Consider the following 26,455-nt stretch of genomic DNA (forward strand, 5'->3'; position numbering starts at 1 on the left):
CTTGGCCGGGAAGAGAGGAAGAATCCGCAGTAGGGAGCCCCTCTCTCTTAAACCGGTCCTGATGGTACATTCTATGAGCGCGAATGATAGGGTAGAACAACGAAAAGTCTAATCATGGCGAAGGGCGTCAACCGGCCGCAGGCTTGCCGCCTTATTCGCAGGCAAATAGCCGAATATGACGCCAACGAAAGCCGAGAACACAAAAGCCAGCCATACCGTATCTATCGGAACCTCCGTCTCTGTTTTCATGACCATTCCGATAATAAAAGAGGCCATATAGCCAAGAGCAATGCCTAACGCTCCTCCAAGGCCGCTAATGCAAACCGCCTCGACCAGAAACTGAAATAAAATATCCCGCTTCTTGGCTCCCAATGATTTGCGAATGCCAATTTCCCGCGTTCGTTCCGTTACCGACACGAGCATGATATTCATTATGCCGATACCGCCAACGATAAGCGATATAATCGCTACATATATAAGCTGCCTGTTCATCGTCTCATTCACCGAATTCAACGTCTCCATGGCTTCTTCTTGATTCAGCACCCGGTACGCGTTCTCATTCCCTCGGAACTTCTCATAGAGAACGGCTTCGATCCCCGTAACGGTCCTAGCCATAAGCTTCGTATCCGACACGATTAGGTTAATGGTAGATACACCGCTTGTTTGAAATATTTTTTGCGCCGTCGTGACGGGAATTAATATTTTCTCGTCATTCGAGCCCGTAAGCGAGCTGCCCTGCGACTCAAGCAGTCCGACGATCGTAAAGTTGTAACCGTTGATCGTTATTTTTTTGCCGACCGCGGCGGACGGGTCTTCTCCTTCATCCTCGAACAGATCGGCTGCGGTATCCACGCCGATGAGCGCTACCTTTGTATTGTTTTTAATATCCGGCGAGGCGATATATCTTCCGTCCTGAACCGGAAAATCCTTTACCTCTTCGTATGCGGCGGTTATTCCCTCAACGGTAACCGTTACCTGGGTTTTCCCATACTTCGCATAACCCGTCGTGCTGGTCACCGGCGCAACGCCTGCTACGCCCGCCACATCGCCAAGCTCATTCGCTTCATTCACGGAAAGCGTCGTAACCGTACCGCGGCCAGTAATCGTAACGGAGAGCGAATTCGGACTTCCAAGTGACGACACCTGCTGGGCCACCTCGTTGGAGGATGCCTTCCCCATGGCCACCAACGCGATAACCGTTGCAACGCCTATCAGAATACCAAGCATAGATAAGATCGTTCTAAGCTTGTTTGACAAGACGCTCTTGACTGCCATCTTGAAGCCCTGCGTAAGTTTCATCGCTGCCCCTCCTTCCTTGCTCCTGCTCGGTCAACACCCCATCCCGTATAATTACCGTTCGGCTTGCCCGCTTCGCTACTTCCATATCATGCGTAATCAGTACAATCGTCTGGCCTGCTCTGTTCAGCTCCTCCATCATGCTGAGCACTTCCATGCCCGTTTTCGAATCCAATGCGCCAGTCGGCTCATCGGCAAGCAGCATGGGCGGATTAGTGGCAAGCGCGCGCGCGATCGCAACCCGCTGCTGCTGGCCGCCCGAGAGCTCATTCTGGCGGTGATGCAATTTTTGACCGAGGCCCACCCGCTCTAACGCGTCCATTGCGCGCAGCTTTCGCTCCTTGCCGGGCAAGCCCCGGTAAATAAGCGGAAGCTCGCAGTTCTCGAGCGCCGTAAGCTTCGGAAGCAAATGATAGCCTTGAAAAATAAAACCGATTTTTTTATTGCGCATTTCCGTCAGCTTATTGTCGCTTTGTCCTGTCACCTCAAGGCCTTCCAGCTTGTAGCTTCCTTCGCTCGGCAGGTCGAGACAGCCTATAATGTTCATAAGCGTCGACTTTCCCGAGCCGGATGGGCCAACGATCGCAAGAAAATCACCGTGGGCAACCTTAAGCGATACTTCATGCAAAACCGTCGTCTTTTCCCGCGCCATCATATATGACTTCGTAATATTCGTCATCTCAATTAAAGGAACGTTTGAATTCATACTCATCGCGCACCGCCGCTTGTTGTGTTCCGCATTCCGCCTCCGCCAGCCATTCCGCCCATGCCGCCGCCTGGGAATACCATTCCGCCGCCAGGGAAGCCGCCCTGCTGCATGCTCGTCTCTTCCGTATCGTTCCCCATTCCGACTGTTCCTTGGGCAATAGGAACAAGCACGCTGTCACCCTCCTCAAGACCAGAGACGATTTCTACAAAGCTCTCGTCGCTAAGACCTGTGGTCACCTCAACCAACTGGCCTTCAAGCCCGCTCTGTATCCTGCCGCCTGCCCGAGCGCCTGCCGCAAAGTCGCCTCCTGCCGCTGCGCCCGATCCGGTGCTTGCTCCCGCTTGTCCTGCACCGCGCTGGCTGCCTGCGGCTGCACCCGTACCTTGGCCCGCTGCCGGTTGTTCACCGCTTGCCGCGCCTGTTTGGCCTGACGCCGCTCCCTGCGGCGCCGTTCCTTGTCCGCTGCCTGCCGCTGCGCCCGTACCTTGACCCGCTGCCGGACGTGCTCCGCCGCCCGCGGTGCCCGTTTGACCCGCTGCCGCCCCCCGCTGGCCGCCTGCCGCTGCTCCTGTCCCGGCTGCCGCTCCTTGCTGCTGCCCGCCCGCGCTGGCCGCGGCTTCCTCGCCGTTTTCACTCGGTACACGCACGAAAGATCTCGTCCCCATTTCGACTACCGCATTAACCGGCACTAAAACAATATTTTCCTTGGATGCAATCGTTATCGCCGCTTCACCCGACATACCGACCTTGACCCCTTCAATATCCGTAAGAAGAATATTCACCTCAAATGCGGACGAACCGTTGCTTGAGGTACCCTCCATTGCAATTTCGGATACGGTCGCTTCAATCGTATGATCCGTAATGGCGCTTAAAGACAGATCAACGGCTTGGCCAACCTTTACCGATGAAATATCAAGCTCATCCACGGAGGTTACGAACTCCAGCTTGGTATAGTCCACAATAGTCGCTACAGTCGTATTGGCATTGACTTCATCGCCGACCTCGATATCCATTTCCGTGATTTCTCCGTCAATAGACGCGGCTACTACCTTCTCCTCTTTTGCCTGCTCTTCATAAATATCTTGCAGTTGCTCCTCATAATCCGCTATTTCCGCGTTCGCGTCTTCTATGTTTTTCTGAAGCGATTGTTTCGTGGCCTCTTCGTTTTCCGTGCCCGTCGCTTCCTTATAATTCTCCTGATAGCCTTCAATCGATTCTTGCAGCTTCGTTATATCCTTTTCAATTGATGTAATTTTTTCTTCATTATCCTCTGCAGCCTCGAACGTGACGAGAACTTGGCCGGCTTTGACCTTATCCCCTTTTTTTACATTCACCGTTGCAATCGTGCCGCTCTTGCCCGCCGTTACGGTCTCCCTCGAATTTGCTGCCACCGATCCCGTCCCGCTGATTTGTTTCAAAATCGATCCTTTCGTAGCGGAAACCGTACGCGAAGTGGGCGTAACCCCTGCCGCTTCTTTCTCTTTCGCAAAATAAAAATAATAGGCACCTGCTCCAGCAGCGGCCAGGATAATGATAATGCTGAGCCCTATCGTCCATTTCTTCATCTGCTTTAATCCACCCTCCATCGGTCTTAGTCAGTTAGAATATAGCACGCAAAAATGAACGGAAGATGAACAAGCCCGCGATCCCGTCACCCTAAGCTTTACAGCAAAATCCACCGCAAGCTGAAGATACGCCGCACAAAAAAAGAGCATCGCTCCTTCTCCCGTTATAAGGAGATATAGCAATGCTCTCTCAATAAAATCTCTATAAAGGCGGAAGCTCGCGAAGAACGGGCAGCGATGAAATCGCCCCTGCCCTGGTCGTCGTCAAAGCTGCTGCAGCATTGGCGAACGCAACCATTCTTTGCGCCTTTTCTGCGTCGATTCCGCTCACGGCTCCCTCATTTAATTGGAGCTGATACAGCAGAGCGCCTATGAACGCATCCCCTGCGCCCGTTGTATCTACTACAGCCACCTTCTGGCCAGGCACCGCCGCTTGATAGTCTCGCGTGTACCATACCGCGCCTTCAGAGCCCCTTGTGTAAATAACGGCCTGTACTTCTCCGGCAAATAATGAAGAGATTGCTTCCTCCTCATTCTCGATGCCCGTAATAAAAGCAAGCTCGTCCGAGCTGATTTTGACCAAATGGCTGAGCGGGATGAATTGAAGAATCGTTTGCCTGCACTGCTCGTGATCTGCCCACAGCGGCAGCCGTACATTCGGGTCAAAGCTGATGATGCCGCCTGCCGCTTTCATAGCCGCAATCGCTTTGCTATGCGCATACTTAACCGGCGCTTCAACGAGATCAACCGAGCAATAGTGCAAAATATCTCCTTTAGCGAACCAATCCCCGCTGATCTCGTCTTCTGAAAGCAGCATATCCGCGCTGGGATTCCGATAGAAAGAAAAATCGCGGTCGCCGTCTGCCTTTAGGCTGACAAAGGCAAGTGCCGTGTTTGCTTCATTCGTCCGCAGCACGAGCCTGGTATCCACACCGGCAGCCCCCATCGTTTCCACGAGAAAATCACCGAAGGCATCGTTGCCCAGCTTACCGATAAATGCGCTGCTGCCGCCGAGCTTCGCCACTGCGCATGCCACATTCGCCGGAGCGCCGCCGGCTTCTTTCCTAAAGCCAACTACATTCTTTAATTCGATTCCCCTCGTATCCGGAATAAAATCAATTAACGCTTCACCGATCGTATATACTGTCGACAGTTTAAGCCCCTCCTACTTTATATCCCATTTTTTAAAGGATACCACAGAACAGATTCCTTCGGCATACGCTTGTATGCCTAACGAATCGCTGCTTGGATAGATTCGGCCTGTCATTACCTTCTCGCCGCCCTGTATAAATACCTCGACGGAAGATTTATCAACAAAAATATTCAAAGCAAGCAGGCCGTCCTTTAGCGCGGCCTTTGTTCTGCGCTCTCCGCCAAGACCGATGCCAGACTTATCACGGTTGAAGCGGAAGATCCCTTCCTTCTGACGATAAGACAATACAGTCTCTTCCCTGCCGTGTACCCGCAGCTTCAAGCCAAACTCCTCCGCTTGATCGGCTCGGAATACAACCTCCAGCTCGTAGCAGTCTCCGCCCACTTCCATATCTTTAACGCCAGCCAAAAGAATATTGCTTATCTCATAAGCGTTATGCCGATACGCCTTCGCTTCTTCCAGCGGCTTGAACAGCAATGAGCTTCCTTCCATGACAACCTCACGCGGCATCGTCATCGCGCCAGCCCAATAATGGCCGAGCTGCGTCGGAATTTCCGTCTCCCACGTTTCCATCCAGCCCATGATGATTCGTCTGCCTTTATCATCGATCGTTGTCTGCGGCGCATAAAAATCAAAACCGCAGTCTATTGGTTCATAGCGTTCATAGCTAAAGCTGCTATGCTCGATATCCAATCGGCCGACCATATAGGTGGCGGAGTGGAGATTATGATAGTCGTCTCCTTGCGCAGGCATACGCTGCGGCGACATCACCAGCACGTCGTGCCCCCCCAGCTCGAACAGATCCGGACATTCCCAATTATCGCCCAGTTGACCATCGCTGCGGGCGATTTCGCCAACCAGGCTCCAATTTTCAAGATCCTGTGAGCGATATAATAAGATAAGCCCAGTGCCTTGCCCATCATTTGAGCCTATCACCGAATAATAAATACCCTCGCGCATAAACACCTTAGGATCCCGGAAATCCTTTTGGCTTATTTCCGCCGGTATTTGCTCCGGTCCGATGACAGGGTTGCTGGTCAGCTTCTCGAAACGAATGCCATCCTCGGATACGGCTATGTTTTGATTTTGGCTGTAATCATTTTCCTTATCCGGCCCCGTGATTACATGGCCGGTATACATCAAATACAACTTCCCGTCCCGCTCAAAAGCGCTGCCTGAGAAGCAGCCGTCGCGATCGTAGTCCTGATCCGGAGCCAGCGCTACAGGCAGATATCTCCACGTTATCAGGTCGCGGCTCACAGCATGCCCCCAGTGCATCGGCCCCCAGACCGGTTGGTACGGATAATGTTGATAAAACATGTGATATTCGCCGTTATAATAGATAAAACCATTAGGATCGTTCATCCACCCAAATTCGCTCATTAAATGAAAGCCCAGCCGGTACTGCTCTTTCAACAAATATTTACGCTCTGCAATAAATGTGTCGGCATTTTCTCTCGTGTACAAAATAATTCATCCAACCCTTACTTGTTATTTAATTGAACCCTGCATAACCCCTTGGATAATGTATTTCTGCGCAAATAAATAGACAACTAGCACAGGCAAAATAGTCAGCATAAGACCAGCCATAAGCGGGCCGTAATCAACGGTATACGTACCGAAGAAATAGAAAGTAGACAGCGGCAGCGTCCGCTCGGCCGGCGCGATCAGCACTAAGGACGGCAATAGGAAATCATTCCAAATCCACAACACATTCAAGATCGCGATCGTAACCGTCGTTGGGGCAAGCACCGGAAACACAATGCGGAAAAAGGTTTGCGTTCGGGTACAGCCGTCAATAAGCGCCGCTTCTTCCAGTTCCGCCGGTATGCTTTTTACAAAACCATGGTAAATAAAGACCGCGAGCGGACTGCCAAATCCGATATACATATAGATAAGCGCCCATTTGCTGTTCAAAAAACCAATGGAGCCGTATATTTTGACGAGAGGGATCATAATGGCTTGGAACGGAATAATCATTGCCGCTACCATTAAGAAAAAAGTGTATTGATTCAGCTTTGTTTGATTTCTTACGAAATAGTGGGCAGTCATGGCTGCCAAAAAAGAGATCAATATGACGCTAAGCACCGTGATAACGACCGAGTTCGTGAATGCGGAAACATACTCCATTTTGCCAAAAGCATTCTTATAATTGGCGAAGCTAAAGCTATCCGGCAAGGACAGCGGACTGGATGTAATCGCCTTATTTTCCTTAAACGAGTTGACCAGCAGCATCAAAAAAGGAAAGACAAACAGAACTAAACTAATGAGGAGGGCAATGAATTTCGTCCACGCAAGTGCTCCGTTTTTATTTTCCATCACGCCTCAACCTCCAGCTTCTTGCTAAAGTAAACCTGAGCAATGGTAATCGTAGCTACAAGCAGGAACAGAACGAAAGCCTCCGCTTGGCCGACTCCATAGTCTCTCGATAAGAAGGCCTTCTCGTACACATGCATCGATACCATCTCCGTGCTTTTGAACGGTCCGCCCTTCGTTAAAGAAAGGTTCAAATCATAAACCATAAAGCATCGTTGGAGAGATAGGAATATACAAACGATAAATGATGGAACCATCAACGGCAAAATCATTTTGCGCATTTTGGTCCATAGGCTCGCTCCATCGATACTGGCCGCCTCCAAAATATCCTTTGGCACATTCATTAGTCCGGCCACATAAATAACCATCATATAACCTGCATATTGCCATACCGTAACAATAATCATCGTCCAAAAGGCTTTATCCGGATCAGCCAGCCACGAAGCGCTGAGCAGCGGGATACTCAGTTCTTTGCCCAAGTACACGAGCACGTTGGAGAAAATAAATTGCCATACAAAGCCGAGTACAATTCCGCCTACCAGGTTCGGAATGAAGAAGCCTGCTCTAAAAATACTTTGCCCCTTCAAGCCTGCCGTCAGCACGTAGGCCAGCAAAAAAGCGACTGCGTTTATAAGCGCGACAGAAATGAACACATATTTCAAAGTGAGCAAAAACGATTTCCAAAACACTGAATCTTTGAAAACCGATACGTAATTATCAAACCCCACCAGACTGCTTGTGGTCGATATGCCGTCCCAGTTCGTGAAGGTCAAGTATATGCCATACAGGAAAGGAATTATCATTACGGCTAGAAAAGCAAATAAAGTAGGTCCGGTGAACAGCAGCCGCAGTCTCAAGCGATTCCACAGCCCTTTTTCCGTTATCATCATGGTCCCTCGCATTCTGCATGTTTTTTAGTGTATCGAAACTTAGATAAGAGCAAACGGCTTACCCTGTCACATTCGCAGGGTAGGCCGTTGTCTTACTGCAACTGTTTATTTAACAGCTTTCCAATAATCTTCGATTTCTTTGGTTAATTCCGCGCGATCACCTGCGCCAGCCAAATATTTTTGCATCGCGGCACCTATCTTCGCCCAGTGATCTGCAGGAAGCGTGCTCATTGAATCTTGAGTTTTGCCGTTTGCGATATGCTCGGAAATCGATTTCGCAAGAGGGTCCTTCGCTTCAAGCGTAACATTCTTAAATGCTGGAATGATGTTCGCTTTATTTACAAGGAAGTCTTGCCCCTTCTCGTTGTATACCATCCATTCCAAGAACGTTTTTGCAGCAGCTTGCTGCTCAGCTGTATTATTCTCTTTGTCGAGCACCAAGCGCTTCGAAACAGCCGAAGAAATTTGTGTATTGCCGAAATCATCCGCATTGTTGCTCACCGGCACCGGAAGGAAACCATACTGGCCGCTAGCTGTATCGAAGCTGCTGATTTGCGGCCATGCCCAGTTCCCTTGGAACCAAATGCCCACCTCGCCTTTACCCAGCACTTCCGGTCCTCTCTCATAGGTACCGGATAGCGGCGATGCTTTATCGATGTTGTATTTTGCCATGACATCAAACGTATCGATCAATCCGTTAAAGACAGCGTTGCTTGCCAAATCGACTGTCCCTGCTTTCAAATCATCTACGAACTTCGCAACCGCAGCAGTATCAGCAGATTGACCCGCGTAAGCAAGCGGCAAGTAGTGAGCTCCCAGCGACCAATCCATCGGCGAAATGATAAGCGGCGCTTTCCCGGAGGCTTCTATTTTTTTGAACAGTTCTTCAAGCGCGTTTGTTGTGTTAATCGTTGCTGGATCAAAGGTTCCGCCCACCGCTTTATCTACAACCGCCTTGTTGTAAATGAAGCCATAGCCTTCAATTGCAAGCGGGAATGCGTAGTTTTTGCCATCGAACGTCGTAAGCGAAGTGCTGCGGTCAACCGCGTCGGCCATCCACTTCTCGCCGCTTAGGTCAAGTATGCGATCCTTAAACTTCTCTACGTCACCCGTATCGAGCATCGTAATGGTTGCAGGGTTTCCTGAAGCATAAAGTGCCGACGCTTTCTCAAAAGGCGATTGTCCGGCAGGTACAGGTATGATCTCAAGCGTTATGTTCGGATAGTCTTCTTTAAATGTTTTTGCCGCTTCTTCCAGCGGGGCTTGAATTTCACCCTTAGAGTTAAGCAGCGTTATTTTCACTTCTGATTTTTCATTAGATGAACCTGCGTTACCGGAATTACTGATATTGCTGGAATCACCGGTATTACCGGAATTGCCGCAGGCCGTAACAACCATAACAGCGATAAGCGACAGCGCAAGCACCTGTATCCACTTCAAAGATTTCATATCATTTCCCCCGATTCTATAAATTTACAAACGGCTTATCGATCGTGTAAACCGCTTTCATTACGTATTATATATTCGTGAAGTCCATATGTCAATCGTTTGACATGTCAATCGATTGACATATTATAGAAAAATAAAAAAACCCTTATTTCATAAGGGATTTTCATTGTTAATGCTATGTAGTTTCTCTTTCAACAAGAGACACGGGTATAATATTTTCGGTCTCGAAAAACTCTTCATTCATCTGCTTCACAATTAAATCGACCGCCATTTTCCCGATTTCTAAAATCGGCTGTTTTATCGTCGTCAGCTCCGGCGTTATCCATCTAGCGGCCTTAACGTCGTCGTAGCCAATAATCCTCACATCTTCTGGAATTCGTTTACCCGCAGCCGCGCATTCCTTAACGGCGAACGCAGCAATAATATCACTCGTTGCGAACAAGCCGTCAATATCGGGGTGATTCTTGAACAGCTGATAGATAATTTGTTCATACTGCACTTGATCAAATACATTCATATCGGTCTGTATGATGATGTGTTCGACTCCATGCTTCTCCATCACGGTCCGAAAGGCCTCAGTCCGCTGGTTTGCCAGCAGCTGTAGCTCCAGATTTCCGCATATATGCGCAATTTTTTTACAGCCTTTCCCTACCAACAGCTTCGCCGCAAGATGGCCGCCCGCAAAATTATCCGAGGAAATAAACGGGATGTCTCCGTTGATTTGGCGATCAATGGTCACGATCGGGGAGCTTAAGTTTTTGTATTCTTCTACCTGCAGGGTGTGGCTTCCCATAATAATGCCATCGACACGGTTCCGCTTAAGCATTTCGATGTATTCCTTTTCCTTAAGCGGATCAAGCTCCGAATTGCATAGCAGCATTTTATAGCCCAGTTCATAAGCATAGTTTTCCACATGGTTCGCCAGCTCGCTAAAAAACGGATGAGATACGCTTGGTATGATTAATCCGATTACGTTGGATTGTTTTCTCAATAATGCGCGTGCGATTTCGTTTGGCTGGTAATGAAGCTCTTCCATGGTCTTGTACACCTTGGCCCGAGTTGCCTCGCTAATATAACCGCGATTATTTAATACGCGGGAAACCGTCGTTACGGATACGTTCGCTAATTTTGCCACATCATGTATCGTTGCCATGGCTGCCCCTTTGCATTTCTGTCATCCTACCCATTATAACGAAATAAACCATAAAATGGTACTCGTTCTGCTGTTCAAAAGCTTATCGTTTCTAAGCAATCTCACTGTTCAATTCTATAAAAAGAAGCTGTTTCAGATAGGCCTGTTAGGGCTTATTTGAAACAGCTTCTTCGTTTTGCGTGTCTATTACCGTTAAGCCCAGGTTGGCTGAACTTTAAGAACAGCTACCTCTTTCTCACGCTTATAGGGCACAGCCGTGTCTGTCTCTGAAACCGCTGCGGAAATCGCAACCACGGAAGCTTTATCCCGTGCTGCCGCATTGCCTTGTTTGTTTGAAGCAGCGGCAGAAATGCTTTCTTCAATGGACTCGACACGATGGATATCCGCGCCCAGAGCAGCGAGCTTGCCTGTAATATTGACATATCCGCGGTCCACATGATGCAAGCCGGTTACTTCCGTCTCGCCGTCTGCGCGCAGCGCCGCACATATAAGCGCAGCTCCCGCTCTCAAATCGGTTGCGCATACTTTTGCGCCTGTTAGCGGCAAACCTCCGCTGACAATCGCGGTGCGTCCATCCACCTTGATTTGAGCGTTCATTTTTTGAAATTCATCCACATGCATAAAACGATTTTCGAATACCGTTTCCGTAACGACGCTCGTGCCTTCCGATACAAGCAGAAGTGCCATCATTTGCGATTGCATATCTGTCGGGAAGCCCGGATGCGGCAAGGTTTTGACATCGACGGATTTCAAAACGGTTCCCGATTGTACGCGGATTCCATTATCGCTTTCCGTAATTTCTACGCCCATTTCTTGAAGCTTCGAAATGACCGGCGTCAAATGGTCGGCAATTGCGCCTTCTACGAAAACGTCACCGCCCGTAATAGCCGCAGCAATCATAAACGTGCCTGCTTCAACGCGGTCAGGAATCACATTATGCACGGCGCCGTACATGCGGTCTACGCCCTCGATACGAATAACACCCGTACCGGCTCCGCGAACCTTGCCGCCCATTGCATTAATGTAATTAGCCAAATCAACGATTTCCGGTTCTTTGGCTGCATTTTCAAGAATGGTTGTGCCGTCCGCCAAAGCGGCCGCCATCATTATATTTTCGGTTGCGCCTACGCTGGCTACGTCCAAATAAATTTTCGCGCCCTTAAGCCGTGTCTTCGTGCTGGCTTCAATAAAGCCGTGGCCAAGCGTAATTTCTGCGCCCATCGCCTCAAAGCCCTTAAGATGCTGGTCAATCGGACGAGTTCCGATCGCGCAGCCGCCCGGCAGCGAGATTCTTACCTTGCCGATGCGACCCAAAAGCGGTCCCATTACGAGAAAAGATGCGCGCATTTTACGGATAAGCTCGTAGGGAGCTTCAAAAGACGTAATAGCCCGCGCGGTAATGCGCATGGTCTCATTGTTATAGGATAATTGTGCGCCTAACGAGGCTAACACTTTCTGAATCGTCATAACGTCGTCGAGGAGGGGTACGTCATGGATGACGCTGTCTCCTTCTGTCGCCAATAATGAGGCCGCTAAAATGGGGAGTACTGCATTTTTTGCTCCGCTGACACGGACCGTTCCCGTTAAACGCTGGCCTCCGCGGACGATAATTTTGGTCATCTTATGGTTCCCTCCGCGAACTGCAATTTCTATTACATTTCTATTACCTATTCGTGAATAATTTGGAATTGCTCACTTTACCCAAACTTCATCTTATCAACAATTACATGAATCGACAAGCGTTAAATTATTGCCACTTTTTGTACACGCTTCCCTCGCCAATTTATGACTTTTTTCTCCAGAAACATCTCTTTTTCAGTCGAAAAATACGTTTCCATTTTCAAAATAGGCCTTAATTTAAACCTATTCGCAAGCCACTGTCATTTTGAGTCCGTCATGTATTACCCATTGTTGACATATTTCGCTTTTGTTATTCGACAAAGCTTTTGAGAAGCACGGTATAACCCCAATATTCCAAAATAAACCTGGCCAATAAGTGGCCCATAATTATGGCTGCAACAACTTGAAACATCCGTGCTTTGGGACTGCGCGGAAAACGGAAAAACGTCTCCCACTTTACCTCCTGCAGGATAAACCAAACAAAAATAATGCTCAGAATGACAATGACGATAGAGAATAATCCGGTCATGCCGGTATACGTTTGTAAATCTTGATAAAGCTCATTATCAACGTTCATGCTGCCTCCCTGGCTTCTCCTTCTTGTAGGATCAAAGGCCTGTGCTGCACGCAGGCGGCAAACAAGCCGTCCGTACATACCCTAACTTCCTTCAAACGAAACGGCAAGCCAAATTGTTCTAGGGAAATTTTAGGTGATGACCCGGTAAAGCAGCACCGTAAAATCTGCGCGGCTTGCTTGCCGCTTCGGCATAAACCGATTCGGCTCCACGCCTTCGATTTGCCCGTTCAGCCTCATTGCAAAAAGCATGGGGGCCGACCAATGCGTCTTGGATACGTCAATGAACGGATCTGAAACCGGCAGCCGGGGCTGCACGCCGTCCGCATAGCCGATAATCAGCGCCATCTCTGCACGGGTTATCGGCTGATCGGGCTTAAAGGAGCCTCCCGGGAAGCCTTTTACCCATCCTTGACCGACGGCGCTTGCAATCGCATCATAAGCCCAGTGGTTAACAGAAACGTCATTAAACCGTTTGGCCGGCAATGTGCCGGTTGAAATCGGCTTATAGGCCTTCATGACCATTGCCACGGCCTCCGCTCGCGTAATAGCACGCTTTGGCTCGAACCGATAGCTGCCTGTTCCGTTTATGATGCCGTTTTTGTTCATCGCTACAATTTGCTCTTGCGCCCAGTGGCCTTTAATATCCTTGAATCCGGCAATTAACTCCTCTGACTTTACTTTTAACCGGTAATATTGCTTGTCAAAAGGGGTCTCCGCCAGCAGTTTTACGTAATACACGCCTGGTTGCAGCAGCAGCTCCTTCGTTTGCAGCTTGCCGCTCGCTCCCGTGCTGACGGACGCTAACTGCTTCATACGTTTGTCGTACAGCTGAAGATTCAAATCATTATCGCTCGGCACGCCGGTTATCGCCATGCTGATGATGCTCGGGCTCGCCACGCGGTATTGAAACCAATCCACGTCGGCGTAGCTCCCGATCACACCCAGATACTCCGTGCCGGATTTCATCATAAAGGCTTCATAGGATTTATCGTTCGGTTCATTCGGATCATCATATTTCGGCGTATAGTCCATCTTGAGCGTGTAGGTTCCAAGAGTCGGACTTGCTTCGGAAGAGATCGCATTGTGAACACGAATATAATATTTGCCAGGTGTCACAGTTATGACTGGCGAACGTTCCGTCTCCCCTTCGCCCTCATCGTCGTACACCATGAGCTGCTGCCCCGCTTTTTGGAGCGCCAACCCCGGATCGATGCGCGCGGTATTCGCAGTGAGCACGAGACTAATCTTACCGCCTTGCGTAAAAGTCACGGCAAACCAGTCCCGGTCGGCGGTTTGATGAAAATTGCCGGTGATCGACTGGGAACGGGGCTGAAGCGTAGACGCTTCATAGGACTTATCATTCTGTTCATAATCATCCGGTTTTATCGTTAAGGCGGATGTCAGCAGGTAAGGAAGCTCATCCTCGCTGCTCTGGTTGATCAGTTCGAGATGAATCAGGTGATTGCCCTTTTTCACATCAAACTCGATCGATCGGTTTGCCAGTTTCGTATCTGCGGTATTCTTCTTTACTCCATTTGTATACTGGGTGAGGCGGACAGGCGGTACAATTTTGCCGCTGGCTACGAGTCCTTCGTATTGGATCGTCAGCTTACCGTCATACGGCGTATCGATGCGATACCAATCCTGATCGGAGGTCCCCTTCAGCAAGCCGGATACCTGCGTGCCGAGCGGAAACCTCGCAGCCGTCTTCTGGCTGTCGTTGGGCTCGAACCCGTCTGTCTGCAACGTGGAGCGCACCGCTTGGTCAATCTGCAGCACGCCGTAGCCGGAAGCGCTGTCCGCGCCGGACGAGCCGATATCCTTGGCCGTTTGCCGCAGCAGCTCCCTTATTTGGTAGGGCTTCAGATTCTTGTAGCGCGCCCAGATTAGAGCCGCTGCCGCCGCTGCCTGAGGGGCAGCCATAGAGGTGCCTTCTTCCTTCTTATACTGACCGCCTAGAGCCGTCGTATAGACATTCCAAGGCGCGACAAGATCAAGCTCGCTGCCCCGGTTAGAACGTGCGTCAACCGTGTTGTTCGTCTTCACGCCGCCAACGGCGAGCACGGTTGGATAGGCTGCCGGGTACTTCACCGCCGATCTATCCCCGAGTGCCACCCCGTCATTGCCCGCGGCTGCTACCAGAAGCACGTTTTTGCTTTCCGCATACTTTACGATATCCAGCATATAAGGGGAGTAACGATGTAAGCCGACGGACAGTACAATGATCTTTGCACCGCTGCGAACCGCGTACAAAATGGCTTCGCCGAGTTCCTGTTCCGTGCCGTCCCCGCTCTGATCGAGCGCTTTGATCGGCATTATTTTGGCTTTCCAGACGATGCCTGATACACCCAAGCCGTTATTTCCTCTTGCCGCGATGACGCCGGCTACGCTCGTGCCATGGCCGTTGTCATCCTCCGGAGGCTTTCCCGGGTTCACCAGATTGGCGCCCGGAACAAGATTGTCCTTCAAATCCGGATGATCTAGATCCACGCCGGTATCAACGATCGCAATGGTCAGCCCTTGCTGCTCGCGTACGGTTTCCCACGCTTTTTTTGCGCCAATCTGACCAAGATAAAGCTGCTTAGGCAGCTCGGGGTCATTGGCGGGCACCGTCGCAGGCGCAGCAGCGGCTGCAAGCTTCGCTGCGGGGGCAACAGGGACAATAGCCCTCTCTGGCACTGCCTCCGCTTGCAGGGGCACAGGCGGCTCCTGCGAAGACTCGCTCGCAGGCATGGACAGGATGTGCACCGCCGCATTCGGGTGCACATACTCCACGTCCGGCAAGCTTCGCAGCCGGCGCAGCCATTCCTGCACGTCCGCGCCCTTATCGGCCGGACGTACGAGCATGACCGCCGCCTCATTCTGGCGGCGGAGCACCTGCGTCCCGCGCAGCTCATGCGCGAGCGCGGGGCTTCGCCATTTGAGCAGCCAGCTTTGCGGCTGCTCGGTTACGCCGCCTGCGGCGGCAAGCGCGGCAGGCACCGCTGCGCGAGCTGGCCCTGCGGGGGCTATGCCCCCGAGCGTGACGCTCACGAGCAGCAGCGCGAGCACGCCCTTGGCGATTGCTTGCCTGCGCAAGCGCGCGGCCCTGTTTGGTACAGCGGCCGACGGCTTATCCGTCTGTTCTCTGCCGCCAGCCCTCTGCCTTATCCCTACTCGTTTTGGTTCCATTCGATTAATCATCGCAATCTGCCTTCGCATATCAAATCCGTTATTTTCCGTTCCCACTTTCATTTAAAAAAATCCATCATTATCAGTTCTCTTCGGAGCCGTCATTTCCCTTGTTGCACACAGACAAAAGGACAATAGTCCTATGAACCTGCGGTTGCACGCCAAAAGATAGAGATTGTCCGTTATAAACTATTATTTCCCGGTAAATATGTACTAGAGTCAGCATCGGTTCTGGAAGCTCTGCACGTCTCAACGACTACTTACATGAACCATTTCTCCCCTGATGCTCATTACCCACATCATTTATCTGTGAAACAATAATAAGCCTGTTTTCATAAACTGCCAAAAAGCCAAAAATAAGGGGCCGTCCCCTAGGTCCATTTTCACGGCCTTTCGGGACAGCCCCACTTCCTTTTCATGCCGGTTGCAAGAAATTTCTTCATTACCTGCTTTATTAACCGCACCTGCTTTATTAACCGCCTATCAATAAGTCGCCTTTAAGCGAGAATACCGCGTTGATCCATTCCATTAACGGTCCAGGGAAAATACCCAGCGCTATCGTCGCCGCGGCACATATCCAAATGACCGCTCCGGTTTCGCCCGGCAAACGAAGGCCGCCATCCTCGTTCCCGCTCCGCATAAACATTTGGCGCACTAAGCTGAAGTAGAAATAGTAGGATATTACGCTGCTGGCTACCATTATGGCCGCCAGCCAGTAGGCCTTGGCACTTGCAGCGCCCAGCAAAATAAACAGCTTTCCGAAAAATCCCCCCGATATTGGGAGTCCTGACAAAGACAAGATGAAAATAACCATAGCCGCGGCCGTCCAAGGGGCTCGGTAATACATACCCGCGAAGCTCTTCATCTCCTCATTGCCGGAAGAGCGGCTGACGACCGTAAGCACGGCAAACGCCCCAATCGTCATAAACAGGTAGGCTGCCAAATAATAGACGAATTCCGAAAAATTACTGCTGTGCACTACCGTTATGGAAATGCCGATCGGCACGAGCATATATCCCGCATTAGCGACGCCCGACAAGGCGAGCAGGCGCTTCACGTTTTTTTGCCTCAGCGCTGCCGTGGTTCCGACAAGCATCGCAGCTGCGGCCAGCACCAGAAGCATTAAGAAGAGATCCTTGGACACATTCGCGTCTTCGCCGCCCGCAACTAATACCGTGCTGAACATGATTCTAAAAACAGCCGCAAGCGCCGCTCCCTTGGCGATAACCGCCAAAAAAGCGGAAACCGGCGAAGGCGCTCCCTGATACACGTCAGGCGCCCAGGCATGAAAGGGAGCAGCCGCGACTTTTATGCCGAAGCCCGCAATCATAAAGAGGAAGCCTACATACACAAACGCTTTATAATCTACGATTGCGCGCGGCAGCGCCTCTGCGATTGCCCCAAGGTCAACGGAACCCGTGATGCCGTAAAGATACGACATGCCGAACAAAACCATCGCGGACGAAATCCCCCCCGTTACCACATACTTAAATGCAGCTTCCGCGGATAACGACGATTTTTTCCGAATCCCGACCAGGACGTAGCTCGTTAAGCTAAGCAGCTCTAGCCCGATGTACAGCGTCACCAAGTTTCCCGATGAGGCCATCATCATGGCCCCGATAAGCGCCGGGAGCAGCAGATAAAAATATTCGGACCGATCCGTTATCGCTTCGTCATCCCGCACCGATCCGAGCGCAAGCAGCACGATCAGCGCAGTACCTGTCAAAAATACAAGCTTGAGCATGCTGGAAAAGTCATCAATGCGGTAGCTGTTGCTCAGCAGCTTAATCGCCTCCGCCGATGCGCCTCCCTGGTTCATATCCAGCATCCGAAGCGCCACGAGCGTCAGCGAGGCAAGCACTCCCGCCAGCGTCAGCCAGCCGATGGCCAGCCTGCTTACGCGTTTTGGCAATATTAAATCCAGCACGACCAGCAGCAGAAACACGGCAGTTAGCACGAATTCCGGGGCAAGGTAGAGCATATCCGTCCATGTCAGTGGTATAAATGAAACGCCTTCGTACATGGTCTATCCCCCCGCCCTTGTTGCAAGTAATTGGTCGAACAGGCCATCCATGCCGTATTGCACCGTGTCCGTAAGGATGGATGGGAAGCAGCCGAGCAATAGGATGAACGCAAGCAGCACGATCATAGGCAGAGCTTCAATGAGCCTTGCATCCTTCAGCGCGGCAAAGGTCTCCCGCTGCGGTCCGAACGTTATTTTCAATACCGCCCGAAGCATGTAAACCGCGGTCATAATAATGCCAAGCGCCGCTGCCGCCGTCAGCCAGCGCTGCGATTCAAAAAGTCCGAGCAGCGACAAAAACTCGCCTATAAAGCCTGATAATCCCGGCAAACCGATCGAAGCAAGCCCTGCCGTCAGCAAAACGCCGCTTATAAAGGGCATAGAGCGCGCCAAGCCTCCCAGCTCGCCAAGCTCCGTCGTGCCTGTTCGCTCGTAAATGCTGCCTACGATTAAGAAAAGAAGCGCGGACACGAGTCCATGCGACACAAGCTGAAATACCGCGCCTTGCATCCCAATCTCATTCATGGCGGCAAAGCCGAGAAGAACGATACCCATGTGGCTGATCGAGGAATAGGCGAGTACGAGTTTAAACTCCTTTTGTCTAAAAGCAAGCAGCGCCCCGTACAAAATATTGATAACCCCCAGCACCGCCAGCGGTACCGCAAATGCGCGTGCCTGCTCCGGAAAGAGCAGCAGCCCGAATCGGAGCAGGCCGTATGCGCCCATTTTCAACAAAAGCCCCGAATGGATCATGACAATGGAGGTAGGAGCCTCCGTATGCACCTTCAGCATCCAGGTATGGAACGGAAAGATCGGCAGCTTAATGCCGAAGGCAATCAGCAGCATGATAAACAGCGTCCACTGCATCGTATCCGTCATGAGAAAAGGATTGACACTTCCGACCTGCTCGGGAGCGAGATTCATCCATGCCGACGGGTCGGACATATTGCGGAATATATCCGTATAGCTGCCGCTATAAATAAAGCTAATCTGTTCACCGGCTTGGTCTATGCGGAAACCGGCCGTGTTCACAAGAATAACAAAGGCAACGAGCATGACGGCTGAACCAATCCCGTTATAGATCAGAAATTGATTAGCCGCGCGCTCGCGGTTGAAATAACCCCAGATTCCGATTAAGAAATACATCGCAACGAGCGTAATCTCGAAAAACACAAAAAACAAGAACAGATCGCGGGCGAGGAATACCCCAAGCATTCCCGTCTCCAGCAATAGAAACCAAATGAAAAACGATTTCCATCTTTTTTTGACTTGGATGGCAGCCAGCGATGCCATGGCTGATACCAGCGTCGTCAGCAGCAGGAGCGGAAGCGACAATCCGTCTACGCCAAGCTCATATTGGAACGAAAACATAAATTCCGAAACGCCGGGTTGCTGCGTTTCCTTGTTCAGCGGCAGCTGCACCCAGCTTTGCTGCTCATCGAAAGCGGCGCCCCCCTGCTGCTTGTCATAATGGGCGTACAGCCAAAAGGATAGGACCAGCGGAATGAGCGTCGTTACGACGACTATTGTCTTCATCCAGCTGCTCCTATGCTTCGGAAGCAGCAGCATGATGATCACGCCTAACAGCGGCGACAGCAAAATAATCGACAATATGGGAATATCATTCAGGATGCTCACGGCAGGAACCTCCTTCCGACGATGGCAACCGCAATAACCACAAAACCGATAATGGCCGCTAGGCCGTAGGTTTGCGCCTGGCCGTTCTGCAGGCGGGCTGCCGCCCGGCCGGCAGAGCTTACCGCCGTGCCTGTCAGCCGGACGATTCCGCCAATGACGTAGGCATCAAACGCAAGCATAACAGAGCCAAGCAGCTTCAGCGGCCTGATAATCACGGCTGCATACAGCTCATCGATATGGAAGCCGCGCTCAAGCAGCCGGACAAGCCAAGGCGTTTTCTCCCGCAAAGCCGTACTGCTGATGCTTTTTTTTCCGTATACGAGCCATCCGATATAAATTCCGAGAAGTCCCACGGCTATTGAACCGACGATTGCCGCGCCGCTGGCATGCGCTTCTTCAGGTCCATCGTTGATCCACGACCCGAACCAGCCGTTCCACGGCGTCTCGATAAACCCGGCAGCTACAGCCAGGACAGCTAACACAATCAGCGGCAGCGTCATTGAAATAGGAGATTCGTGGGCCTTTGACGCAACAACGCTTGGTTTGCCCATAAATACGAGAAAAAACAGCCGTGACATATATAGCGCCGTACAAAAGGCCGCTCCCAAACCAACGACGAACAACAGCGGATTCGTCTCCCAAGCGACCGACAATATCAAATCTTTCGACCAAAAGCCGGATAAAGGCGGAATGCCGGAGAGCGCAAGAGCGCCGATACCGAAAGACCATGCCGTAATGCGCATTTTCGAGCCCAGGCCGCCCATTTCGTTAATATTCTGGGTATGTACGGCATGGATGATGCTCCCGGCTCCCAGAAACAGCAGCGCTTTAAAGAAAGCATGCGTAAACAAATGAAAGATCCCGCCCGTTAAGGAGCCGAGACCGAGCGCCAACATCATATAGCCGAGCTGGCTTACCGTGGAGTACGCCAATATCCGTTTGATGTCATTTTGCCCCAGCGCGACCGCGGCTGCGAAGATTGCCGTAAATCCGCCCACGTAAGCGACTGTTTCCATAGCGGCGGCGGAGTCCTGAAAAATATCATACGTCCGCGCTATAAGAAACACGCCCGCGGCAACCATGGTCGCCGCGTGGATCAAGGCACTGATCGGCGTCGGACCTTCCATCGCGTCAGGCAGCCATACATGCAGCGGGAATTGCCCCGATTTCCCGATGGCGCCGACAAAAATAAGCAGGGCGATTAACGTCGTGATCCCGTTTGTAATCGCGCCCGACTGACCGTCGAACACGCTTTGAATCGTTGTAAAATCAAGCGCATGCTCCGGCATATACCAGAACAGCAGCAAGATAGCCAGCAGCAGCCCGACATCGCCGATGCGCGTAACGATAAAGGCTTTTTTGGCGGCTGCGCGCGCCTTGGGCAGCGTAAACCAAAAGCCGATCAGCAGGAAAGAGCAGACGCCGACCAATTCCCAAAAAATATAAAGCGACAATAAATTATCCGACAGCACCAAGCCCAGCATTGAAAAAGTAAATAAGGAAACATAGCCGTAAAACACTGAAATCCGCTCGTCGTCCTTCATATAGCCCGCCGAATACAGCTGCACGAGAAAGCTGACAAGCGTGACGACCGCCAGCATAAGCGCCGTCAGGTTCGTCACCTCAAACCCGATTCGAAGCGTATAATCTCCAATCGAAATCCAATCGAAGGCATAATTATAGTCCACTTCATTGACGCCCAAGCGGTCTGCCAAAATCAACAGCGAAAACACGAAAGCAGCAAACGTGCCTAACGAGCCGATGAATACGCCCGCCCGCCGGTAGCTGCGGCCGAGCGCCGTCAAAACGAGGAAGGCTGCCAGCGGAAACAGCGGTATCAACCAAGCCGTTTGTGTGAATTTATCCATACGCTGCGCTACCTCCTCATTTTGTCAAATTCGTCGACGTTCACTGTCCCTCGCAACCGGAACAAAGCAATCAATATAGCAACTCCAATCGCCGCTTCCGCTGCGGCAACCGTAATCGTAAACAAAGAAAATAGTTGGCCGGTCAAGGACGGAACGACGCCGTATTTCGAAAAGGCGATCAAATTCAGGTTGACCGCGCCCAGCATAAGCTCAATCGAGAGCAGCACGACGACCGCATTCCGTTTCACTAAAGCGCCGTAGAGCCCAATACAAAACAAAATCGCTGCCAGCGTTAAATAGGAGGATAACATCTCTTTAATCCGCCTCCTTCTTGGCGAGCACGATGGCTCCGATAAAAGCAACGGTCAACAGCACGGAGACAAGCTCGAAGGGAATGACGTACCCCGTATATAAAAGCTCTCCGATAGCCATCGTATTATCTTCCGCTTGCCGGAAGGGCTGCGGCTCAGGCAACTCCGTCGACTGAATCGCATAAAACAGCACGCCGAACAAGCTCAGCGCGCCGATTGCCGCCAGCGTCTCATGCAGCGGCTTCGCAGGCTCCCGCGCCCCGGGCTGATGCTTCGTCATCATAATGCCGAAGATCATCAGGATCGAAACCGCGCCGGCATAGATCAGAACCTGTACGAACGCGACGAACTCTGCATCAAGCAGCACGAACATTCCCGCTAAGCCCAGAAATACGGCTGCCATAGAGATGACCATATGAACGACCTTCTCCAGCGTGATCATAAGAACAGCGCCGCAAATCATGATCGCCGAAAAGATAAAAAAAGCGGCGAACTCGCCCGTGAATGCAATATTGAACAACTATTTCGCGCCCCCTTTGGCCGGCGCTCCGATATTGTTATTATCCTGCCGGGTAAGCGTATTATTGTCGGTCAGCCACTGTGCGTCCTTAAACAGGTCATCGCGGCTGAACGTCGCCAGTTCAAAATGATTCGACATGACGATCGCTTCCGTCGGACAAACCTCCGTACAGAGGTCGCACAGGATGCAAATTTCAAAGTTAATATCAAACGTGTCGATGACCTTGCCTTTTTTGTCCGGATCCGGATTCGGTTTGCCTGTCAGCGTAATGCAGTCCGTCGGGCAAATGCGCGCGCATTGATTGCAGACGATGCACAAATCAGGAATAAAATGCTGAATGCCACGGAACCGGTCCGGCATGACAAAGGGCACGTCAGGATAGGAAGTGGTCACTTTTGGAGCCGTCATCGATTTGAGCGTTACGCCCAGTCCTTGCAGCATTCCTTTCATTTCCTTCTCCCCTTTGCTAGTTCTTAATAAACAATTCCAAATATACGGCCGTGAGAAACACGTTAAGCAGCGAAACGGGCAGCAGCACCTTCCAGCCGAGTCCCATCAGCTGGTCTACGCGAATTCGCGGCATCGTCGCACGGATCCAAAACAGGAAAAACACAATAAAAGCAAACTTCAGCAAAAACCAGATGATTCCCGGCACAAAATCAAGAAAAGGCGCCGGCGCATGCCAGCCGCCAAGAAACAGCACCGTCGTAAGGGCAGCAATCGCATAAACGTAAACATATTCCGAGAGCATAAAGAAAGCAAAGCGGAAACCGCTGTATTCGACATGGTAACCCGCAACAAGCTCCGATTCCGCCTCCGGCAAATCGAAGGGCGTGCGGTTAAGCTCCGAGACGGCCGCAATGATAAAGATAACGAAACCGATGATTTGAGGGAGGAAATTCCAATCCCAGAACCAACCCCCGTCCTGCGCAGCTACAATATCCCTTAAATTCAAGCTGCCGCTGAGCAGAATGACGCCAACCACCGAAATCACAAGCGGTACCTCATAGCTTATCATCTGCGCCGCCGAGCGCATACCCCCGAGCAGGGCGTACTTGTTATTGGAAGCCCAGCCTCCGAGTACAATGGCAAGCGTCGAGATCCCGGATAAAGCTACATAGTAGAGCAGCCCGACATTCAAATCCGCAAAATAAAGATTTTGCGTATACGGCAGAACCGCCAGCACAGAGAACGCAGGGATGTACGCGAGCGCGGGCGCTAAAATGAACAGCATGCGGTCAGCCTTGCGCGGAATCGTATCTTCCTTAATAAGCAGCTTGAAAATATCCGCCACCGTCTGCAGCAAGCCAAACGGCCCAACCCGGTTGGGTCCGATACGAAGCTGCATCCATCCGATTACCTTGCGTTCGAAGTAAATGGCATACGTAACGAAACCAAGCACGATAAAAAGGAATACAACCGCCCATAGAAACAGCACAAGCGCATTGCCCCAGGTGAGCGACTGGTTAAGCCAAGACTGCATCAGCAATCGACCTCCCCGACGACAATGTCAATGCCGCCCAGTATCGTAATGAGGTTTGTCATCGTTTCTCCAACCAGCAGCTTCGGCAGTATTTGCAAATTAACGAAGGAAGGCCGCCTGAACTTGAGTCTGTACGGCTCCGCTTTACCCTTGGATACGATGTGGCAGCCGATTTCGCCGCGCGGCGATTCAATTCGGACGTAGACCTCTCCGGCAGGCGGTCGAAGCACGCGCGGCACCTTCCCCATCGTGTCTCCTCCGCTCGGGAACATCGCAAGCGCTTGTTTCAAAATACGCAGGCTTTGGCGGATTTCCTCCATACGGATGCGATAACGGTCATAGCAATCGCCCTCCTTGCCAAGCGGCACGTCGAATTCGAATTGGCTGTACAGGCTGTAAGGCTCGGCCTTACGCACATCGAAGTCGACTCCGGTACATCTCAAATTGGCTCCCGTTAGTCCATAATCGATGGCCGTTGCGGCATCATACTTCCCAACGCCCTTAATACGGGCTAAGAAGATTTCATTGCCGCTGACAAGCTTATCGTATTCCTGCAGCTTGCTCTCCATATAAGGAACAAACTCGCGCACCTTATCGAGCCAGCCGGGCGGCGCATCCCATTTCACGCCGCCCACTCTCATATAATTATAGGTTAATCTTGCTCCGCACAGCTCATTGAACAAATCAATAATCATTTCCCGATCGCGGAATGCGTACAAAAAAGGGCTCATCGCTCCGATATCAAGCAGGTAGGTGCCCCACCAGACCAGATGGCTTGCAACCCGCTGCATCTCCATGACCACAAGCCGCAAATACTCCGCCCGCTGCGGCACCTCAAGGCCCATCATGGTCTCCACTGCGTGCACGAGCACATAGTTGTTCGTCATGGCAGAGACGTAATCCATTCGATCCGTGTAAGGTATGATTTGCGTGAAATTTAAATTTTCCGCGATCTTCTCCGTTCCCCGGTGCAAATAGCCCATAACGGGCGTTGCCTCGGTTATGACTTCGCCATCGAGCTTAACGATAATTCGAAATACGCCGTGCGTGCTAGGATGCTGCGGACCTACGTTTAAGAGCAGTTCTTCTGTACGGATCAAGGTCTGCCTACACCTCCGAATCTAACGGTTCGTAATCCTTGCGCAGCGGATGGCCGACCCAATCGTCAGGCATCATAATCCGCCGCAAATCAGGGTGTCCGGGAAAATCGACGCCCAGAAGGTCATAAATTTCGCGCTCGTTCCAATTCGCCGTCGCCCACACCGGCGTCGCTGAATATACGGATGCCGAATCGCGGTCCGTCTTGATCTTGATAGCGACCTCTCTGTTGCTGCCAAGCGAGAGCATATGATAGACCACTTCCATATGCGTCTCGTAATCGATGCCGGACACATTGCGCAAGTAGTTGAATCGCAGCTCTTCGTGCTCCTTTAACAGACGCGAGACTTCCTGCCAGTAGTCATTTTTGATTATAATCATTGGCATGTCGCCATTTAATTCGTTCACGTAAGCATCCTCAACGGCGGTCTCGGCAATCTCCCGCTTCAGCAGCGCGGTCATTGCATCCAGCTCCGGCTGCCGCAGCGACGGCGGCTTGGGCGGCTCCGGCTGGGCTTCTCCCGCCTCTGCTTCCGCCTTTTCCTTCGCTGCGGCCCTCGCGGCGCGCGCCTCGGCCGCTGCCTTCAGCTTGGCCTCCCGCTCCGCATCAGCCGGGGGCGAATCCGTAACGGGCTTTGCGCCGTCCCCATTCTGTTCCTCGCTCATCGGCCGGTCACCCGCTTCCCGGTTTTCGCTTCATATCGGATCTTCTCCTGGAGCTTGTTGATGCCGTAGATCAGCGCCGCCGGGTTAGGCGGACAGCCCGGTATATACACGTCGACGGGCACGATCTGATCGACGCCTTTTATGACTGCATAAGATTTGATATAAGGACCGCCAGCCGTCGCGCAGGAGCCCATCGCAATCACCCATTTCGGCTCAGGCATTTGATCGTACAGCCTTCTAAGCAGAGGGCCCATCTTTTTCGTAACGGTACCGGCTACGATCATCACATCGGATTGCCTCGGCGAGGTACGGAACATGACGCCGAAGCGGTCGAGATCGTAATGCGATGCGCCCGTTCCCATCATTTCAATCGCGCAGCAAGCCAGACCAAAGGTCAGCGGCCATAATGAATTGCTTCTCGCCCAGGCTTTAAGCTGCTCCAAGGTGCCCATAAATACGTTGCGCTCCAGCTCTTTGCGTTCCTCTATTGAAATTGACTCTAAACTGAATTCCATTTCAGCACCCTCTTTTTCCAGGCATATAGAAGACCGATAAGAAGCATTCCCGCAAAAATGACCATTTCAACTAGCACAAATAAGCCGAGCTTATGGTATGCGACGGCCCACGGATATAAGAAAACGGTTTCCACATCAAAGATGACGAACATTAATGCAAACAAGTAATAGCGGATGTTAAAACGGACCTGTCCCTCACCTACGGGCTCATTCCCGCTTTCATAGGTGGTTTGCTTGAGCTCATTCGGCTTATTCGGTCTTAGCAGCCTTCCTACAGTCAATGCAACGACTGGGAGCAAAATGCCAAGAACGATAAAAACAGCCACAACGACATAGTTATTGGCGTAGTTTTCCACACGATCGCCTCCGTCAATTGGGGTAGGTACGGACCGTTGCCGCTTGTCAATTTTTCCTCACAATTATAACAAATGCTT

General features: G+C 51.3%; 23 protein-coding genes. All 23 read right to left on the reverse strand.

From position 1 onward, the window contains the following. Window positions 1-108: 108 nt before the first annotated feature. Window positions 109-1,299, reverse strand: coding sequence for an ABC transporter permease (locus tag ACN6MW_RS11915; protein ID WP_419875599.1), 1,191 nt, complete (start codon window positions 1,297-1,299; stop codon window positions 109-111). After that, window positions 1,241-2,008, reverse strand: coding sequence for an ABC transporter ATP-binding protein (locus tag ACN6MW_RS11920; RefSeq protein WP_419875600.1), 768 nt, complete (start codon window positions 2,006-2,008; stop codon window positions 1,241-1,243). Before ACN6MW_RS11920 ends, ACN6MW_RS11915 begins: the two co-directional genes overlap by 59 nt. Beyond that, the gene (locus ACN6MW_RS11925) at window positions 2,005-3,570 is read right to left on the reverse strand and encodes an efflux RND transporter periplasmic adaptor subunit (protein WP_419875601.1); all 1,566 of its coding nucleotides are present in this window, start codon (window positions 3,568-3,570) and stop codon (window positions 2,005-2,007) included. The genes ACN6MW_RS11920 and ACN6MW_RS11925 overlap by 4 nt, the downstream gene beginning before the upstream one ends. 202 nt (window positions 3,571-3,772) lie before the next feature. After that, on the reverse strand, window positions 3,773-4,723 hold the full coding sequence (locus ACN6MW_RS11930) for a carbohydrate kinase family protein (protein WP_419876334.1): 951 nt from the start codon (window positions 4,721-4,723) through the stop codon (window positions 3,773-3,775). Between the two features lie 12 nt (window positions 4,724-4,735). Further along, complete coding sequence (locus tag ACN6MW_RS11935; RefSeq protein WP_419875602.1) at window positions 4,736-6,190, reverse strand: glycoside hydrolase family 32 protein; 1,455 nt, start codon at window positions 6,188-6,190, stop codon at window positions 4,736-4,738. 24 nt (window positions 6,191-6,214) lie between these two features. Further along, window positions 6,215-7,042 (reverse strand): carbohydrate ABC transporter permease, encoded by an 828-nt coding sequence (locus ACN6MW_RS11940; protein ID WP_364152728.1) that lies wholly within the window; start codon window positions 7,040-7,042, stop codon window positions 6,215-6,217. After that, window positions 7,042-7,926, reverse strand: a complete 885-nt coding sequence (locus ACN6MW_RS11945; protein ID WP_419876335.1) for a carbohydrate ABC transporter permease — start codon at window positions 7,924-7,926, stop codon at window positions 7,042-7,044. Before ACN6MW_RS11945 ends, ACN6MW_RS11940 begins: the two co-directional genes overlap by 1 nt. A 108-nt stretch (window positions 7,927-8,034) precedes the next feature. After that, window positions 8,035-9,378: an ABC transporter substrate-binding protein gene (locus ACN6MW_RS11950; RefSeq protein ID WP_419875603.1), complete on the reverse strand. Its 1,344-nt coding sequence runs from the start codon at window positions 9,376-9,378 to the stop codon at window positions 8,035-8,037. Between the two features lie 175 nt (window positions 9,379-9,553). Beyond that, window positions 9,554-10,531: a LacI family DNA-binding transcriptional regulator gene (locus tag ACN6MW_RS11955; protein WP_419875604.1), complete on the reverse strand. Its 978-nt coding sequence runs from the start codon at window positions 10,529-10,531 to the stop codon at window positions 9,554-9,556. A gap of 192 nt (window positions 10,532-10,723) precedes the next feature. Further along, window positions 10,724-12,151 (reverse strand): UDP-N-acetylglucosamine 1-carboxyvinyltransferase, encoded by a 1,428-nt coding sequence (gene murA / locus ACN6MW_RS11960; protein ID WP_419875605.1) that lies wholly within the window; start codon window positions 12,149-12,151, stop codon window positions 10,724-10,726. Window positions 12,152-12,461: 310 nt separating this feature from the next. After that, window positions 12,462-12,728, reverse strand: coding sequence for a DUF1146 family protein (locus tag ACN6MW_RS11965; protein WP_419875606.1), 267 nt, complete (start codon window positions 12,726-12,728; stop codon window positions 12,462-12,464). Between the two features lie 129 nt (window positions 12,729-12,857). Further along, window positions 12,858-15,962 carry a S8 family peptidase gene (locus ACN6MW_RS11970; RefSeq protein WP_419875607.1) on the reverse strand — a complete coding sequence of 1,035 codons (3,105 nt, stop codon included), beginning with the start codon at window positions 15,960-15,962 and terminating at the stop codon, window positions 12,858-12,860. A 409-nt stretch (window positions 15,963-16,371) separates the two neighbouring features. Beyond that, complete coding sequence (locus tag ACN6MW_RS11975) at window positions 16,372-17,922, reverse strand: NADH-quinone oxidoreductase subunit N (protein ID WP_419875608.1); 1,551 nt, start codon at window positions 17,920-17,922, stop codon at window positions 16,372-16,374. A gap of 3 nt (window positions 17,923-17,925) precedes the next feature. Continuing rightward, entirely contained in the window at window positions 17,926-19,554 is a 1,629-nt protein-coding gene (locus ACN6MW_RS11980; protein WP_419876336.1) for a complex I subunit 4 family protein, read from the reverse strand. 2 nt (window positions 19,555-19,556) lie between these two features. Continuing rightward, window positions 19,557-21,428 carry an NADH-quinone oxidoreductase subunit L gene (gene nuoL / locus ACN6MW_RS11985; protein ID WP_419875609.1) on the reverse strand — a complete coding sequence of 624 codons (1,872 nt, stop codon included), beginning with the start codon at window positions 21,426-21,428 and terminating at the stop codon, window positions 19,557-19,559. Window positions 21,429-21,436: 8 nt separating this feature from the next. Beyond that, entirely contained in the window at window positions 21,437-21,739 is a 303-nt protein-coding gene (nuoK, locus tag ACN6MW_RS11990; RefSeq protein WP_419875610.1) for an NADH-quinone oxidoreductase subunit NuoK, read from the reverse strand. Between the two features lie 4 nt (window positions 21,740-21,743). Continuing rightward, window positions 21,744-22,259, reverse strand: a complete 516-nt coding sequence (locus ACN6MW_RS11995) for an NADH-quinone oxidoreductase subunit J (RefSeq protein WP_419875611.1) — start codon at window positions 22,257-22,259, stop codon at window positions 21,744-21,746. After that, a complete protein-coding gene (gene nuoI, locus ACN6MW_RS12000) occupies window positions 22,260-22,709 on the reverse strand; it encodes an NADH-quinone oxidoreductase subunit NuoI (protein WP_364151794.1) in 450 nt (149 codons plus the stop codon). A 16-nt stretch (window positions 22,710-22,725) separates the two neighbouring features. Then, window positions 22,726-23,742: an NADH-quinone oxidoreductase subunit NuoH gene (nuoH, locus tag ACN6MW_RS12005; protein WP_419875612.1), complete on the reverse strand. Its 1,017-nt coding sequence runs from the start codon at window positions 23,740-23,742 to the stop codon at window positions 22,726-22,728. Continuing rightward, the gene (locus tag ACN6MW_RS12010) at window positions 23,742-24,842 is read right to left on the reverse strand and encodes an NADH-quinone oxidoreductase subunit D (RefSeq protein WP_364151797.1); all 1,101 of its coding nucleotides are present in this window, start codon (window positions 24,840-24,842) and stop codon (window positions 23,742-23,744) included. The genes nuoH and ACN6MW_RS12010 overlap by 1 nt, the downstream gene beginning before the upstream one ends. Window positions 24,843-24,849: 7 nt before the next feature. Beyond that, window positions 24,850-25,506, reverse strand: a complete 657-nt coding sequence (locus ACN6MW_RS12015) for an NADH-quinone oxidoreductase subunit C (protein WP_419875613.1) — start codon at window positions 25,504-25,506, stop codon at window positions 24,850-24,852. After that, entirely contained in the window at window positions 25,503-26,021 is a 519-nt protein-coding gene (locus ACN6MW_RS12020) for a NuoB/complex I 20 kDa subunit family protein (RefSeq protein ID WP_056630949.1), read from the reverse strand. Before ACN6MW_RS12020 ends, ACN6MW_RS12015 begins: the two co-directional genes overlap by 4 nt. Further along, a complete protein-coding gene (locus ACN6MW_RS12025) occupies window positions 26,006-26,377 on the reverse strand; it encodes an NADH-quinone oxidoreductase subunit A (protein ID WP_419875614.1) in 372 nt (123 codons plus the stop codon). The genes ACN6MW_RS12020 and ACN6MW_RS12025 overlap by 16 nt, the downstream gene beginning before the upstream one ends. Between the last annotated feature and the right edge of the window lie 78 nt (window positions 26,378-26,455).

Origin of the sequence: Pristimantibacillus sp. PTI5 (assembly GCF_048572955.1) — a bacterium.
Lineage (GTDB): Bacteria > Bacillota > Bacilli > Paenibacillales > Paenibacillaceae > Pristimantibacillus.